The organism is Peptoniphilus sp. HCN-40583 (assembly GCF_037892835.1).
Lineage (GTDB): Bacteria > Bacillota > Clostridia > Tissierellales > Peptoniphilaceae > Aedoeadaptatus > Aedoeadaptatus rachelemmaiella.
Genome location: NZ_JBBKBU010000030.1, coordinates 1 through 15,345 on the forward strand (window position 1 = coordinate 1; position 15,345 = coordinate 15,345).

Sequence of the window (15,345 nt, forward strand, 5' to 3'; positions counted from 1 at the left end):
AAAGACGCCCTTAGGCGTCTTCTCTTTCTCTTATTCTCTTATTCCCTTTGTCTCAGTCTTCCAATACATACACGGTGACATTGCGTCGACCGAAGTTGTAGGCTTCTCTTCTGCTGTTGTAGAACAGGTCGATGCGATTGCCTTTGATGGCGCCGCCGGTGTCTTCCGCCACGGCAAAGCCGTAGGTGGGGAAGCCGTCGGCGCTTTCGATGTAGAGTTTGGTGCCGAGGGGGATCACCCGGGGATCCACGGCTACGGCGCCGACGCGGGCACGGGTGCCGGAGGCGGTCCATTTGCCGGCGCTGGGATCGTAGGCGGTGCCTTTCATAAGAATTTTCTTCTTGTATTTTTTGCCGTGAATCATGTTTTCCACGGGCTTTGTGCCCACTTCGACGATTTCGTTTTTGCCTTCTTGAATGACGCGGGAGGAGAGGACGAGGCGGGCGGTTTCTTCCTCGTTGACGGTGCTGATGCGCACCACTTCTTCCACTTTGCTCGCCTCGCCTTTTTGAATGACGCGCTCGGTCCCCGCATCGATTTGGGGATTTTCCCGGCGCTCTGTGGCGTAAGCCACGTCGCGCACGACTTTTTCCGTGCGTTCTTTGTAGCGATTGATCCGAAGGATTTCGCCTTCGTTGACGCTGCCTTTCATGGGCGGGGTCACCGTGTCTTTTTCGCCGAGCTTGATGTTCAGCTCTTTTAAGATGTCGGCCACTTTGTTCGACGTGGCGGAGCGGGTGTAGCTGTGTTTGCCGTCTTTTACGGTAATGGTGTAGCCCGGCTTAATGGTTAATTCCGCCTGCTCGCTCAGTGCTTCCGAAGCGCTTGGGAAGGGGACGGTGCCTTTTTCAAGCTGAATGTCTTTCTCCAGGAGAAACTCGCCGACGGTGGCGGCGTCGGTTTCGTAGCGCACGGGGGCAATGCCCGGTCGATTGAGGGTAACGGTTTTTGCCTCCGCCTGTGCGGGCAGAATGAGGCTCACGGCCAATGCCGAGAGTAGGACGGTCTTTTTTATCACGATGACAACTCCTTTGTCCGAATAGTCTGAAATTAGTTACAGTTTGTAACTTTCACAGGCTTTATTGTATCAATTGACACATCCTGTGGCAAGGAATCGCCGTCGATGTCATCTTTTTGTAATTATAGGAGGGTTTTTAACAGTTTCGCCACGCCGTACATAATTTTTGCCGTCATGCCCCACACGATTTGTCCTTTCTTTTCGGCCCCTTTGTAGAAGAAGATGCGGTCGATGTAGTTGCTAAAGGGGGCCACGGTGGTGGTGGGGATGAGTTCGTAGGGAAAGCCATCGTCTTTGTCTTTTTTAAATTCGATGGGATGCACCTCGGGCTCCGTTTCCAGGAACAGGGACAGGGGCACAGTAAAGACGTAGGCCACTTCCGCCGGCTCGGGATCGATGGCGGCCACGTCCACGCCGTGGAGCATGCCGATAAAGCAGTGCACGACGATGCTCTGGCGGGTGACTAAATAGTCGCTTTCGCCCAGGATTTCCAAACATGCGGGATCGATTCGGAGCTCTTCCACGGTTTCGCGAAAGGCCGCTTCTTCGGGCGTTTCACCATCTTCGATGCGGCCGCCGGGAAGGGAGACTTCGCCGGTGTGGCGCTTGAGACGGGCGGATCGCTTTTCAAAGAGCACGTGAAGGGCGCCGTCGATTTCGATCAAGGTGCACATGACGGCGTAGCGATGAACGAGCTCCAAGGGCTCGGGGCGATGGTTTTCTAAAAGGCGGGTGATTTTTTCTTTATTCAATGGCCAACCTCTTTCCGCAAAATAGTAAATAGAGCACGCGATCCAGGGTGGTGGTGACCCGGGGATGGACGTGGCTTTTTTCGTCTAGCGCTTTTAAAAAGCCGTCCACGGTGTAAAAGGGATCTTTCGGCAGATGAAGCAAGCTGCCTCTCGCTTCCATGAGGCCGATAAACAGGGCCTTGTAGCTGTAGTCTTCGGCCAGATCCAGGGCCGAGGCCAGGGTGGGCCACAGGTTTTCCACAATGCCCCGCTCGCCGCTTCCCTTGGCCTCCGCCAGGTAGCGGAAGTCTTCCGTGCGGGCGAAGAAGAGTTCGCTTAGTCGGCGGAAGGCTTCTTTTTCAGAGATGGGATAGAAGGTGTAATCCAGGCCGTCGTAGCCCATAAGGATGCGCCGACCGTGGCGGTAGCCCTGCTGCATGCGGTAAGGCGCGAGATCCGCGTCGAAGTGCATGGTGTCGGCGACGGGGCGGGCAGGCCCCAGAACAACGGCATGCTCGGGAAGGTGCTCCCCTTCTTTCGGCGGATTGGTCCTTAGGATGACGGGCTCGAGGCCTTTTTCCGAGACCATCTTATAGGGCAGATTGTCTCCCACGCCGCCGTCTACATAAAGTTTGCCGTCGATTTTAACGGGCGGAAAGACGGGGTAGGCGCAGCTGGCCAAAATGTATTGATGGAGTTTGCCCTTGGGAATGTCGTTAAGGTAAAGGTATTTCGTCTTTCCCTCGCTTAGGCTGTAGACCACGAGGCCGTAGTCTATTTCAGAGGCGCGAATTTTTTCTTCGTCGATGTGGCGGTGAATCAATTCTTTCAAGGGCGCCATGTCCATGTTCAGGGCGGCTCGGGCGGTTTTGGCCATGCGAACAATGTCCGGCGTCTTTTTCACTTCGTCCAAGGAAAGCATAAGCTCTCTGCTTCCGTCGAATGAAAATTTTTGCCAAATGTCCGCCAAAACATCGGTGTTTCCCTGAACAATAAAAGCGCCCGTTAAGGCGCCCATGGACGTGCCTACGACGAGGCGAATGTCCGGATGTGTTTCTTGAAGGGCGCGGTAGAGGCCCAATTGGTAGCTGCCTTTGGCGCCACCGCCCTCGAGGACCAAGCCTTTAGCCATCATTGATCCTCCAAAACAGCGGTGCAGTGGGGGCAGCGGGTGGCTTCGATGTGCACCGTTTCCTTGCAGAAGGGGCAGACTTTGGTGGTGGCCACTTCCTCTTCTGTGTGGATGAAGCGGGCTTTCATCTTGCCGATTTGTTTAATCACCATAAAGATCACGAAGGCGATGATTAAAAAGTCGATGACGTTTTGCAGGAAGTTCCCATAGGCCAAAATGGGCGCGCCGCTTTCCGCCGCTTCCACGGGATTGGCGTAGGTTTTTCCGTCCAATGCCACGTAGAGTTTCGTAAGATCCACGCCGCCGATTAAGAGCCCGATTAAAGGCATGAGCATGTCGTTGACTAAGGATGTGACAATTTTTCCGAAGGCGCCGCCGACGATAACCCCGACGGCCATGTCCATGACATTGCCTCTGGCAATAAAGTCTTTAAATTCGTTTAATGTCTGTTTCATAATGACTCCTTTCGCCTCTCTCCTCTCTCGTGCTATACTAAATGGAAGGAGGTTTGCTGTGAGAAAATCTTGGGACACCTATTTTATGCAAATCACGGAAATCGTGGCCAGTCGCTCCACTTGCGACCGCGCTTTTGTGGGCTGCGTCTTGGTCAATAAAGACCACCGCATCGTCTCCACAGGCTATAACGGCTCTGTGGCAGGCAATCCCCATTGCGACGACGTGGGTCACACCATGCGTGACGGCCACTGCATCGCCACCATTCACGCGGAAATGAACGCGCTCTTGTACTGTGCCAAGGAGGGCATCCCTACCAAGGACACTATTTGTTATGTTACCCATTTCCCCTGCTTAAACTGCACAAAAGCACTAATCCAGGCGGGGATTCGGGAAGTGGTCTACAAAAACGCCTATCGGGTGGACGATTACGCCGTCAGTCTATTTGAAAAGAATCATATTACCCTTCGTCAGTTGCCCTAAAGGTCGCTTCCTTCGCCAAGGCATCGGCCCGCTCGTTGCCCTCCACGCCGGTGTGGGCTTCGATTTTTACGAAGGTAACGGCCAGGCGGTCTTTTACGGAATCATAGAATGCTTTGTACTCTATGGTTCCTTTTTTATTGCATTGCCATTCGCCCTTGGCCCAATGCTCGATGCCGGCGTAGTCGTAGCAAAGCTTCATGGTGGAAAAGCCCAGCTCAAGGGCTTTTTTCATGGCCACGGTGGCGCCTAAAATTTCTCCCGCCACATTGCGCATGGCGGCTTCATCGCCTGTAAAGCGGCAGCTGTCTTCCCAACTGCCGCCTTCCCAAGCCATGGACACGCCGTAGCTGTAGGATCTGTCTTCATGGCGATAGCTTCCGTCCACATAGGTCACCGCGTCGTAGGACACGTCGTCTTTTTCTTCCGCCACATCCCCCATGTACGCCAGGGCTTCTTCTTCTGTCTTGAAGGATTTGTACATGGCCCCTTTAAAGCCGTGGACCTGGGCCTTGCAGCTGTCCCAGTCGCGGTAGATTCCCGGCACTTTTCCCGCCTTCACGGCGTAATACTTTTTCATAAACTCAGCTCCCATGCCCGGCGCACGGCTTCTAGGGTGGTGTCGTGTTTCATGGCCAGGGCCTTCAGATCGTCGTATTCCGGAGAGATCTTTTCCATGTCTTTATAACGGGCCGTTTTCGTCCCCACAGGGCCGAGGGCGGTCATGGTTTCTTTCGACCCTCGGGGCAGCTCGATTTTTTCCAGGGGAATCTTTTTTACGCCCAAGGTGGTGGTGTGGGCAAAGAGCGCATCCAGCACTTTGCCTTCGCAGGCGGTGTCGGTAAGCACGTCCAGGCGATAGCCCGGGCGATTTTTCTTCATAAATATGGGCGTAAAGCTCACATCCCGCGCCCCGGCATCGAAGAGGCGCTCCATGCAAAAGCCCATGGCCTCGCCGGTCATGTCGTCTAAATTGCAGCTGTAGAAAATCGGCGCACGGGCTTCTTCCGTCTCGATGAAAAAGAGGCGGAGCACATTGGCCAAGTCGTGATCCTTTATGCCGGCGCCGTAGGCCACTTTCAAAACGCGCCCCTCGGGTCGGGGGCGGTAGGCGGCGCGAATGCCCTTTAAAATGGCGGCGCCTGTGGGGGTGGTAAGCTCTTCTTCCACGGACTCGCCGCCTAAGGGCACATCCAGAGTGGATAAAATATGGGCCGTGGCCGGAGCGGGCACCGGGTAGGTGCCGTGGGCACAGGTCACCATGCCGCCGCCGGTGTTGATTTTTCCCACGTAAACGGCTTCCACGCCGCTTAAAATGGTGTAGTAGGCCGCGCCTAACACGTCGACCACGGCATCCAATTCGCCGACTTCGTGGAAGTGCACCTCGTAAAGATCTTTGCCGTGAACGGCGGCTTCCGCTTTGGCAAGGGGCAAGTAGATGGCCTTGGCCAGCTCCTTCACCGCCTCATCGAAGCCGCTTTGGTCGATGAGGGCCAGCATGTGGTTGAGGCCGCGGTGATGGTGGTGGTCGTGATGCTCGTGATGGTCGTGCTTATGCTCCCAATGGCGGCTTTCTTCGCTTTTTAAATTAAAGTAGGTGGCGAGGATCCCCGTCTTCTCCCGCTTTTCGAAAATCACATCCTCGGCGGCAATGCCCAGAGGCATGAGGCCCTCGATGAAGCCTTCAGGCGACATGCCTCCGTCCACCATGGCGCCGATAAACATATTGCCGCTGATGCCGCTGAAGGGATCGATGTATAGAACCCTCACGCGTCTAACACCCCTTCGTTGCCGGAGCCGGAACGGAAGCCCAACACATCCAGTGCCGTGTAGGTCATGCCCAGTTCCTTGAAATAGGCCGCCACATCTTTCCGGTGATTAATGAGAAACTTTTGAAAATCCGCCACGGGAATTTCCACCCGCGCCACACTTCCGTGAAGGCGCATGCGGCAGGTCATGTAACCCAACTCGTGAAGATAAGCTTCCCCTTTTTCCGCCACAGCCAATGCCTCGGTGGTGAGCGGCGTGCCATAGGGAATCCGCGTCGCCAAACAGGAATCCGAGGGCTTGTTCCACGTGGGCAGGTCGTAGTATTTTTTCGAAAGAGACCGCACCAATTCCTTGGTAAGGCCCGCTTCCCGCAAGGGGCTCTTGACCCCTAATTCCTCAAGGGCCCGAAAGCCCGGCCGATGATCGGAAAGATCATCCAGATTCGTGCCGTCTAAAAGCACATGAAAGCCACGTTCCGCGGCGTATGCCTTCACCGCGAGAAAAGCCGATCGCTTGCAATAATAGCAGCGATTCACCCCATTGGCCATGACATCTTCGTCTTCTAAAATACTGGCGTTAATTACATCAATGTCCCAGCCCATCATCTCCGCCAAGACATGGGCGTCGAAGCGCTCGCGTCGGGGGTGGAGTTCGTTGACCACGTAAATCCCCATGACATTTTCGCGCCCCAATACTTCCGCGGCCACGGCCATTAAAAAGGACGAATCCACGCCGCCGGAATAGGCTACCGCCACCTTGTCGTAGGCGGCGAGATTTTCTTTCAATCGATTGAAGGCATCCATTTCCTCACCTTTTCATCATAGAAAAAAAGGCCCTTGCGGGCCGATTTTTTATTTTTCTTGTTCATCTCTCGCGATGCACGCTTGTACGGCTGTGATCAAAGACAATTGATAGGTTTCTTCTTTAGTACAACCACGACTCAGGTCGTTGACCGGCATATTCAAGCCTTGAAGAATCGGACCGACGGCGGTAAATCCACCGAGACGTTGAGCGATCTTGTAGCCGATGTTTCCGCATTCCAAGTTCGGGAAGATGAAGACATTGGCATGACCTGCGACTTCGGAACCCGGTGCCTTTTTCTTGGCAACTTCAGGATCGATGGCGGCGTCGAATTGAAGTTCGCCGTCGACCTTAATTTCCGGATGGGATTCCTTTACCAAATAGGTAGCCACTTCCACCTTCTTAACCGAGTCGCTCTTTGCGGAGCCCTTGGTAGAGAAGGAAAGCATGGCGATTCTGGGATCGAAACCGAATTGTTTTGCGGCTTCGTCGGTGGTGACAGCTACTTCCGCCAACGTCGGTGCGTCCATTTCCGTGTTAATGGCACAGTCGGCCATGAGGTAGCATTCTTTGCCTCTGAAGAGAATGAACACGCCGGATACGCGGTTGACGCCTTTTTTCGTCTTGATAATTTGAAGGGCGGGAAGAATAGTTTGGCCCGTAGTGTGAACGGCACCGGAAACCATGCCGTCGGCATAGCCCGCATATACCATCATGGTACCCAGGTAGTTCGGGTCGTGAAGCTGTGCGCGGGCACGGGTTTCGTCAATTTTCCCTTTACGGCGTTCGACGAACTTTTCAACCAATTCATCAATGTGTTCGAATTGGCCCACTTCCACGATTTCCAAACCAGAAATGTCGATGTTTTCTCTCTTGGCCGTGGCTTCAATTTCGTTTCTGAAACCGATGACGATGGGGTGGACTAAGCCTTCTTTTTGGTGCTCAACCGCTGCCCAAAGTACCCTGGAATCTTCGCCTTCGGGGAAGACGATGCGAATGCCCTTGTGTGTCACGCGTTTGTGTAACTCTTGAATAAAAGCCATTTTATTATTGTTCCTTTCTATTAACAATTCATTCTGTAAATTACCCTGACCCCGTGGGGCCACAGATACACTAAATATACCACAGAGCGGGCTCAATGACAAAGATAATCTCTTCAATAAAGCATAAAAAAAGAGACTCGCCAAAGCGAATCTCGATCTGGTCGGAGTGAAAGGATTTGAACCTTCGACCTCATGCTCCCGAAGCATGCGCGCTACCAAACTGCGCTACACCCCGTCTTGTGGTAAGTGATTAGTGGTCGGGGTGAAAGGATTTGAACCTTCGACCCCATGGTCCCAAACCATGTGCGCTACCAAACTGCGCCACACCCCGCTGCAACTTACTTACCTATTATACAGGGATTGTCATTTTTTTACAAGCCCTTTTCTTCCGTGCCCTCTCTCGACGGCCCGTGCCATTAAAAAAACAGCCATTGAGGACACACGCCCCAATGACTGTTTCAAAATCATTTTTACCAAAACTATGGTAATGCTCTTTTATAAATCTTGGCCCAGCTTGTCCGCCGTCTTCATGGCAGCGACCACATCGCCCGGAGTCACTTCAAAGGGCATATTCACCATGGTGTCGCCTTCTGCGCACGCCAGTTCGGCTGCTTCCAGAAGTTTTTCGTCGCTTACATTGTCCATGCCCATGTCTTTGAATGTCGTCGGCAGACCCAAGTCCCTGCAGAATTCCATGATCTCATAAATATCTTCAAGGTCGTCATTTTCAAGTACCATTTGGCAGATGGTGCCGAATGCTACTTTTTCACCGTGCAACAAATCGTGGGTTTCTTCGATAACCGTGAGCCCGTTATGAATGGCATGGGCTGCCGCCAAACCGCTGGATTCAAAGCCTACACCGGATAAATAGGTGTTCGCTTCAATAATGTTTTCAAGGGCTTTGGTTACAACCTTGTTTTCAACTGCCGCTTTTGCCTTCAAGCCGTCTTCTAAAAGCGTGTCCAAGCACAGGGTGGCAAGGGCAATGGAGGCCTTTGTGGAATGGCCGCCTGCCATGGTGACGGCATTGGATTTTTCACAAGCCATGGCTTCATAATAGGTGGCCAGGGCATCGCCGATACCGGCGACGAGAAGCTTCACCGGCGCATTGGCAATAACATCCGTATCCATGATGACCATGTCCGGATTTTTGTTAAGGGGCAGGTAATAATCGAATTCGTGATCTTCCGTGTAAACCACCGATAATCTTGAGCAAGGTGCGTCGGACGATGCCGCCGTGGGCACGATGACCATGGGAATCTTGCTGTAAAAAGCAATGGCCTTGGTCGTATCCAACGTCTTGCCGCCGCCGATGCCGAAAATGACATCCGCATCGCCTAATTGGTCTTGGTGCTTTTTAATTTCAACATCGGAACATTCTCCGCCGAAAAGAACGACGGTGCAAGTCATGCCATTGTCCTTAAAGGACTTTTCGATGTCCGCTTTATATTTACGGTTCGCAGAATTGCCTGTGATGATGTAGGCATTTTTTGCTCCGATTCCCTTGCAGTAGTCTGCCAACTTTTTAATGGCGCCCTTTTCTTGAATATAAGAACCCGGCGAACAGATTACTTTGCTCATTGAAATTCCTCTTTTCTATATTCTTTTGCAAGAAACTTTGACTGATTTCAAAGATTCCTCCCCATGATAACACCGGCGTGCCGCTTTTTCAATTGACGTCCGTCGCCCTGTCGAATGCCTCCTTCCCAATAAAAAAAGACAGCCAAATTGCCATTTAGCAACTTCGCTGTCTTTTTCCTGGCGGACCCGATTGGATTCGAACCAACGATCTTTGCCTTCGGAGGGCAACATTCTATCCAGCTGAACTACGGGTCCATACCCGCCTATTGTATCAGGGGGGTATTTTTCTGTCAAGCGGCCTTCTCCATGGCGCGGAACACGTCGGCCATAAGGTCTCTGTAGGACAATACGGGATTGGGTTTTTTAATGTCTTCTTTGACATAGACCTTCGCCCGAGCGATTTCTTCGCCGTTACAGAGGAAGCGTGCCTCGCCTACAGGTTCTTTTTTGGAGTAGGGCGCGACGATGGTTTTGTAGTCGATTTCCGTGCTTACTTCGGCGCCTTCTTTGACGCAGCGAACGACATTTTTATCCACAAAGACCGGGCTTGTTCTCGGGCTCACCGATTTCAGTGTCAGATAATCCAGTTCTTTGGATTTGTCGGCGAGGATTGTGTTTCGCCACGTCATGGCTTCTTTCGACAGGCGCAAGGAGGCGGCGTAGCGATCCATGTCGTTTTCCGCGCCCATGTAGACGCCGATGAAGCGGGTGTTCAGGTAGGGCCCTTCCGCCGGTCGGACGCCGGTGGCGATGAAACATCTGCCGGCGGCGCCGGTGTAGCCTGTCTTCAGTCCGTCGATTCCGGGGAGAATCCCGAGGAGGGGATTGGTGGCGTAGCTAACGTAGGCTCTCTCCGGTTCGTCGATTTTCGCCCGGCGGGCGGCATCGAGGATCATGGGGTAGCGGGCCAAAAGGTTTCTGGAAAGCTGAAACATTTCCCGTGCCGTGGCTTTGTTGTAGTCGTTGGCGACATAATCGGTCAGGCCGTGAACATTGATGAAGTGCATGTGGGTAAAGCCCATTTCCTTCGCCTTGGCGTTCATGCGGGCCACAAAGGCGGCTTCGCTTCCGGCGATGCGATCGGCCAGGGCGATCATGGCGTCGTTTCCCGAGACGATCATGCCGGCGTGAATGAGCTCTTCGACGGTGTAGACTTCCCCTTCTTTTGTCTTGTAGACGCTTCCGTGCATGGCTGCCGCCGCGTGATCGATGGTCACCGGATCTTTCATGGCGATTTCACCCTTGTCCACGGCGTCCATGACGCAGTAGATGGTCATGAGCTTCGTGGTGGAGGCGAGGCCCACCGGGGTGTCGGCGTTAAATTCTTTGTAGATGGTGCCTGTTTCGTAATCGCCGATGATGTAGCTTTTTAAGAGGACGTTGTCGGGCTTGGCCATGGCGGCGTCGAATTCTTTTTTCTCCGTGGCGGTCATGGGCTGCACCCCTTGGCCCGTGCGGATTTTTTCTTTTTGATCCCGCGGCTCCGCCACTTTTTCCCCGGGCTTTTGCGGCGCATTTTCCGCCGGTGCCGGGGCCGGTGCCGCACCTAAAAGCAGACACATTGCCAAAAGGGCGGGGAGGATGGGCTTCAATGCTTTCACCGACTGCACCCCGCTTTTTCGTTGTTCAGAATAATATCCACGATGCGCTCCGCCGCCTTGCCGTCGCCGTAGGGATTCAGTGCTTTGGCCATGGCGTCGTAGGCTTTTTTATCTTCGAGGAGCAGGCGGATGCTGTCGTACACCGCCGCCTCTTCCGTGCCCACCAATTTCGCCGTGCCGGCGATGATGCCTTCTTCCCGCTCCGTCTCTTCCCGCACCACGAGGACGGGGATGCCGAAGTGGGGCGCCTCTTCCTGAATGCCGCCGCTATCGGTAACCACCAGGTAGCTTCTCGCCATAATGTTTGAGAAGGGCAGGTAGTCCATGGGCTCGATGCGGTGAATATTTTTCGCACCGCCCAGTTCCGCTTCGGCAATTTCCCGCACTTTGGGATTTAAGTGGACGGGGAAGATCACTTCCACCTCGTCGTATTCGTCGGCGATGCGGCGAATGGCGGAGAAGATCCGCTTCATGGGCGCGCCTAAGTTTTCCCTTCGGTGGCAGGTCAGGAGAATGGTCTTTTTCTTTTTAAAGTCGATGGCATTTAATGCCGCCTCGTCGAAGACGAAATCCTCCCGCTCCGTGTAGGCCAAGGCGTCGATCACGGTGTTGCCTGTAATGTAAATGGTCTTGTCGTCGTAGCCCTCTCTTAAAAGGTTTTGGCGATTGGACTCCGTGGGGGCAAAGTGGTAATTGGCCAAGACCCCGGTGAGCTTGCGATTGGCTTCTTCCGGGAAGGGGGAATAGAGGTTGTGGCTTCTGAGCCCCGCTTCCACGTGGCCGATTTTTACGCCGTGGTAGAAGGCGGATAAAGCCGCGGCAAAGACGGTGGACGTATCGCCTTGCACGAGAAGGAGATCGGGCTTGGTGGTTTTAAATATGTCTTCCAGTCCCCTTAAGGAGCGCACGGCGATGTCCGTTAAGCTTTGACCGGGGGTGAAGATATCTAAATCGTAGTCCGGGACGATGCCGAAGATGTCCAGCACCTGATCCAGCATTTCTCGGTGTTGGCCGGTGACGGCGACCAGGCTTTCGACATCTTCTCGCCCTTGAAGGGCCAGAACGATGGGCGCCATTTTAATGGCTTCGGGCCGCGTGCCGAAGACGGACAGTACTTTCAATTCTCTTCCTCTCTTTCATTTAACAGACCCAAGAACAGGGCCATGATCCCCACCACGGCAATGATAAGAATTGACGTGATCAGGCCGTTTTTTTCGTGCATGGTGCTTACGATGTTTCCGATGATGCCGAAGATGATGCTCACGCCGTAAAGAGCGCAGACGGTCTGCTTTTGATTAAAGCCGTGGCGCAGAAGGCGGTGGTGCAAATGGCCCTTGTCCGCTTCGGAAATGCTCTTTCCCGAAAGCTTTCGGCGAATCATGGCGAAGGTGGTATCGAAGACCGGCACGCCTAAAATTAAGACGGGGATTAAAATCGTAATCATGGCCACGGATTTCATTACCCCTTCGATGGCCAAATAGCTTAATGTAAAGCCCAAAAACAAGGCGCCGGTGTCTCCCATAAAAATTTTCGCCGGATTGAAGTTGTAGGGCAAAAAGCCCAGGCAGCTTCCTGCCAAAATGGCGGCCAAAGCGGCCATTTCGTCGTGATGGAGCCGGTGGGCCACAAACATAAGGCTAATGGATGCGATGGCGCTAATGCCCCCGGCCAACCCGTCGAGGCCGTCGATTAAGTTAATGGTGTTGGTAATGCCCACGACCCAAAAGACGGTAATGGGTATGGCGAGCCAATCTAAATTGATGAGGAGATTGGTGCCGTAAAAGGGGTTTGTAAAGAAAGTGATCTTTACGCCGCCGAAGATTAAGATAATCGCCGCCAAAATTTCCATGGCAAACTTGGCCTTGGCGCTCATGGCGAATTTGTCGTCGTAAAGGCCCGTGGCCACGATAAGGCCGGCCCCTGCGAGAAAGGCCGCTTTTTCTCCGTTTACGGGCAGAAAGATCAACACGCTCACGAGGACGGCGAGGAAAATGGCCAGGCCCCCGCTTAGGGGAATGGCTTTTTTATGGACCCTGCGCTCGTCTTTCGGGATGTCCATTAAGCCGCAGTGAATGGCGCCTTTTCGAACGACGGGCGTGGCAATTAAGCTAATAAGGGCCGCGACGAGAAAGGGCCATAACAATGTCTTCATGCTTCACCTACTACTTCGTTCCGAAAATTCGATCTCCCGCATCGCCGAGGCCCGGCACAATATAGGCGTGCTCGTCTAGTTTTTCGTCGATGCACGAGACGTACAGATCCACGTCGGGATGGGCCTTTTGAAAAGCTTCCAGGCCTTCCGGTGCCGCTAAGAGGCAAAGGGCGCGTACGGAGGTGGCTCCCCGTTGCTTGACAAAGTTGATGGCGGCGGCCAAGGACCCGCCGGTGGCGAGCATGGGATCCACGACGATAACTTCCCGATCCGCTACATCTTTCGGGAGCTTGCAGTAATATTCTACGGGCTCCAGGGTGTCGGGGTCGCGGTAGAGGCCGATGTGGCCCACGCGGGCGCCGGGGATTAAATTCAACAGGCCGTCGACCATGCCGAGGCCCGCCCGCAGAACGGGAACGATGACGGGCTTTTTGCCTGCCATTTCTTTGCCCACGGTGCGACCCATAGGCGTTTCGATTAATTTGTCTTGAATAGGGAGATTGCGCGTCAGCTCGTAGCCCATAAGCATGGTGATTTCTGTCAAAAGTTGTCTGAAGTCTTTACTGGATGTAGAGGCTTCTCTTAAAAGGGTGAGTTTATGTTGAATTAAAGGGTGTTCGGTTACCGTTACTTTTCCCATGTTTCCTCCTCGATCATGGCTACACGGCGGGCATGGCGTCCGCCTTCGAAAGCTGTTTCTAAAAATGCGTCGGCGATTTCTTTCATCATGTCGCCGCCGATGGTTCTCGCCCCCATGGAAATCATGTTGGCGTCATTGTGGCGTCGGGAAAGCTCGGCCGAGTAGGGCTCGGACACCATGGCGCAGCGAATGCCCTTCACTTTATTGGCGGCCATGCCGATGCCGAGGCCGGAGCCGCAAATTAAAATGCCCCGCTCGCAACTGCCGTCGGCCACTTTTTTCGCCGCGGCTTTTCCGTAAATGGGGTAGTCCACGGAATCGGTGGAATCCGTGCCCACATCCACAATGGTGTGGCCCTTTTCTTCCAAATAGGCTTTCAGCATTTCTTTTCGTCTGTATCCGCCGTGATCGGCGCCCATGGCTATTTTCACGCCCATTCCCCCTCACATTTGTTTTTTATTTCTTCCAGTAAGCGGTCTTTGCTCAGCCGATAAATTTCCAAGGATCCGCCGAAGGGATCGATGATGTCTTTGTCGGCAAAGGGTTGAATTTTTTCCTTAAAGGCCGGGTAGCCCCGCTTTAAATTGGCGGTCATGGTGTGGGTCATGCCGTAGACTTTATCCGCCCACATAAGATCGTCTTCTGTCACGGTCTTCGCCTTGTGGAAGGTGGCGTTAATGCCTTCTTCCGCCATGACTTTCAAGGCGCCTACGCTCATGGCTTCGCCGTCGTGGGCGGCCATGCCCCGGGAGCGAACGGTCATGTTCAGCCCCCGCTTGTCGGCTTCAAGCTCCGTCAAAAGCTTGGCCATGGGGCTTCTGCATGTGTTTCCCGTGCAAATGTAAAGTATGTTCATAGTCCCAATACCACCTTTCCGCCACAGGCCTTTAAGAGCCGGTTCATAATGCCGGCGCCGATGCCGATAAAATCGAAACCTTCGACAAACAGGATGTCGACGGCCTCTTCATCGCAACGCCTCAAGCTGTCGAAGAGATTATGGGCCACATCTTCCAAATGGTCGCGACTGCCCATGTCCACCAAAAGATCCATGCCTTCGTAGAGGTCTTTGGTCTCGGTCGTGCAGAGCACCGCCGTCTTCTTGCCGGGCGCCACGTCGGCGAGGCGCCGATTGATTTCTTTGGCGATGTTTTTTAAATCCCCGGCAAACAAGGTGCCGTCGCCTTTCGGCGCGTAGTGGCGATACTTTTGCCCCGGGCTCTTCGGCACGGCGTCGTTGTCCGCGTCGATGGTGGTCTCGTCAATGGCCACCTCGCCGATAATGGCTTCCAGATCTTCTTTCGTGATGCCGCCGGGGCGATAGATCATGGGAGGATCCACCGTCACATCCAAGACCGTGGACTCGATGCCCACATTGGTGTCCCCGGAATCTACGATCATGGGCACCTTGCCCTCCATGTCTTCCAATACATGGGAAAGGCGGGTAGGCGACGGGCGGCCCGAGGTGTTGGCGCTTGGCGCCGCCACGGGAATGGCCGCCGCCTTTAAAAGGGCGTGGGCAATGGGGTGTGAGGGCATGCGAATAGCCACCGTGTCCGCTCCGGCGGTGACGCTGTCGGAGACTTTTTCCGATCGCTCAAAGATCAATGTCAAGGGTCCGGGCCAGAAAACGTCCATGCAATCCTTGCCTTTCGGCGGAATCACCTTGACCAGATCCAATACCTGTTCCGGATCGGCGACGTGTAGGATCAGGGGATTATCTTTCGGGCGCCCTTTGGCCTGAAAAATTTTATCCACGGCCGATTCGTTTAAGCCGTCGGCCCCTAAGCCGTAGACAGTCTCCGTGGGAAAGATCACCAGCTCCCCTTCTCGCAAGAGGCGCGCGGCTTCTTCGATTTGCTCCCTATCCTTTTCATCCGTTATGTGTAAGACTTTCGTTTCCATGGCTTCCTCCTCAACAGATCATTATATCATAGAAGGATTCT

17 protein-coding genes and 3 tRNA genes are annotated in these 15,345 nt (G+C 53.8%); 1 reads left to right on the top strand and 19 read right to left on the bottom strand.

The window, feature by feature from the left end; genetic code table 11:
• Positions 1 to 52: 52 nt before the first annotated feature.
• The 4 genes from WKT05_RS08905 to mscL form a co-directional block, all read right to left on the bottom strand.
• Positions 53 to 1,018 (bottom strand): 3D domain-containing protein, encoded by a 966-nt coding sequence (locus WKT05_RS08905; RefSeq protein ID WP_340413794.1) that lies wholly within the window; start codon positions 1,016 to 1,018, stop codon positions 53 to 55.
• A 122-nt stretch (positions 1,019 to 1,140) separates the two neighbouring features.
• Complete coding sequence (locus WKT05_RS08910) at positions 1,141 to 1,770, bottom strand: NUDIX hydrolase (RefSeq protein WP_340413795.1); 630 nt, start codon at positions 1,768 to 1,770, stop codon at positions 1,141 to 1,143.
• Positions 1,763 to 2,884, bottom strand: a complete 1,122-nt coding sequence (locus tag WKT05_RS08915; RefSeq protein ID WP_340413796.1) for a patatin-like phospholipase family protein — start codon at positions 2,882 to 2,884, stop codon at positions 1,763 to 1,765. The genes WKT05_RS08910 and WKT05_RS08915 overlap by 8 nt, the downstream gene beginning before the upstream one ends.
• Entirely contained in the window at positions 2,881 to 3,336 is a 456-nt protein-coding gene (gene mscL / locus WKT05_RS08920; RefSeq protein ID WP_340413797.1) for a large conductance mechanosensitive channel protein MscL, read from the bottom strand. Before mscL ends, WKT05_RS08915 begins: the two co-directional genes overlap by 4 nt.
• 58 nt (positions 3,337 to 3,394) lie before the next feature.
• Between mscL and WKT05_RS08925 the strand changes: the two genes are divergently transcribed.
• Positions 3,395 to 3,817 carry a deoxycytidylate deaminase gene (locus WKT05_RS08925; protein ID WP_215508118.1) on the top strand — a complete coding sequence of 141 codons (423 nt, stop codon included), beginning with the start codon at positions 3,395 to 3,397 and terminating at the stop codon, positions 3,815 to 3,817.
• Here WKT05_RS08925 and WKT05_RS08930 read toward each other — a convergent pair.
• The 15 genes from WKT05_RS08930 to WKT05_RS09000 all read right to left on the bottom strand — a co-directional run bounded on the left by WKT05_RS08930 (position 3,795) and on the right by WKT05_RS09000 (position 15,304).
• Positions 3,795 to 4,394 (bottom strand): ribonuclease H family protein, encoded by a 600-nt coding sequence (locus WKT05_RS08930; RefSeq protein ID WP_340413798.1) that lies wholly within the window; start codon positions 4,392 to 4,394, stop codon positions 3,795 to 3,797. The two genes, WKT05_RS08925 and WKT05_RS08930, sit on opposite strands and share 23 nt — an antisense overlap.
• Positions 4,391 to 5,584 (bottom strand): nickel pincer cofactor biosynthesis protein LarC, encoded by a 1,194-nt coding sequence (gene larC, locus WKT05_RS08935; RefSeq protein ID WP_340413799.1) that lies wholly within the window; start codon positions 5,582 to 5,584, stop codon positions 4,391 to 4,393. The genes WKT05_RS08930 and larC overlap by 4 nt, the downstream gene beginning before the upstream one ends.
• Complete coding sequence (gene larE, locus WKT05_RS08940) at positions 5,581 to 6,387, bottom strand: ATP-dependent sacrificial sulfur transferase LarE (protein ID WP_340413800.1); 807 nt, start codon at positions 6,385 to 6,387, stop codon at positions 5,581 to 5,583. Before larE ends, larC begins: the two co-directional genes overlap by 4 nt.
• 48 nt (positions 6,388 to 6,435) lie before the next feature.
• Complete coding sequence (gene pta, locus WKT05_RS08945) at positions 6,436 to 7,428, bottom strand: phosphate acetyltransferase (RefSeq protein WP_340413801.1); 993 nt, start codon at positions 7,426 to 7,428, stop codon at positions 6,436 to 6,438.
• Positions 7,429 to 7,586: 158 nt separating this feature from the next.
• Positions 7,587 to 7,663 (bottom strand) — tRNA-Pro (locus tag WKT05_RS08950).
• 19 nt (positions 7,664 to 7,682) lie between these two features.
• Positions 7,683 to 7,759, bottom strand: a tRNA-Pro gene (locus tag WKT05_RS08955).
• Positions 7,760 to 7,923: 164 nt separating this feature from the next.
• A complete protein-coding gene (locus WKT05_RS08960; RefSeq protein ID WP_215508123.1) occupies positions 7,924 to 9,009 on the bottom strand; it encodes a glycerol dehydrogenase in 1,086 nt (361 codons plus the stop codon).
• A 178-nt stretch (positions 9,010 to 9,187) separates the two neighbouring features.
• A tRNA-Arg gene (locus WKT05_RS08965) sits at positions 9,188 to 9,264 on the bottom strand.
• Between the two features lie 35 nt (positions 9,265 to 9,299).
• On the bottom strand, positions 9,300 to 10,610 hold the full coding sequence (locus WKT05_RS08970) for a D-alanyl-D-alanine carboxypeptidase family protein (RefSeq protein ID WP_340413802.1): 1,311 nt from the start codon (positions 10,608 to 10,610) through the stop codon (positions 9,300 to 9,302).
• Positions 10,607 to 11,731, bottom strand: coding sequence for a non-hydrolyzing UDP-N-acetylglucosamine 2-epimerase (gene wecB, locus WKT05_RS08975; RefSeq protein WP_340413803.1), 1,125 nt, complete (start codon positions 11,729 to 11,731; stop codon positions 10,607 to 10,609). Before wecB ends, WKT05_RS08970 begins: the two co-directional genes overlap by 4 nt.
• On the bottom strand, positions 11,728 to 12,762 hold the full coding sequence (locus tag WKT05_RS08980; protein WP_340413804.1) for an MraY family glycosyltransferase: 1,035 nt from the start codon (positions 12,760 to 12,762) through the stop codon (positions 11,728 to 11,730). Before WKT05_RS08980 ends, wecB begins: the two co-directional genes overlap by 4 nt.
• Before the next feature lie 10 nt (positions 12,763 to 12,772).
• Positions 12,773 to 13,402, bottom strand: coding sequence for a uracil phosphoribosyltransferase (gene upp / locus WKT05_RS08985; RefSeq protein ID WP_340413805.1), 630 nt, complete (start codon positions 13,400 to 13,402; stop codon positions 12,773 to 12,775).
• A complete protein-coding gene (gene rpiB, locus WKT05_RS08990; RefSeq protein ID WP_251374912.1) occupies positions 13,390 to 13,833 on the bottom strand; it encodes a ribose 5-phosphate isomerase B in 444 nt (147 codons plus the stop codon). The genes upp and rpiB overlap by 13 nt, the downstream gene beginning before the upstream one ends.
• Positions 13,830 to 14,258: an arsenate reductase/protein-tyrosine-phosphatase family protein gene (locus WKT05_RS08995; protein ID WP_340413806.1), complete on the bottom strand. Its 429-nt coding sequence runs from the start codon at positions 14,256 to 14,258 to the stop codon at positions 13,830 to 13,832. The genes rpiB and WKT05_RS08995 overlap by 4 nt, the downstream gene beginning before the upstream one ends.
• A complete protein-coding gene (locus WKT05_RS09000; protein WP_215508130.1) occupies positions 14,255 to 15,304 on the bottom strand; it encodes an L-threonylcarbamoyladenylate synthase in 1,050 nt (349 codons plus the stop codon). Before WKT05_RS09000 ends, WKT05_RS08995 begins: the two co-directional genes overlap by 4 nt.
• Positions 15,305 to 15,345 lie beyond the last annotated feature (41 nt).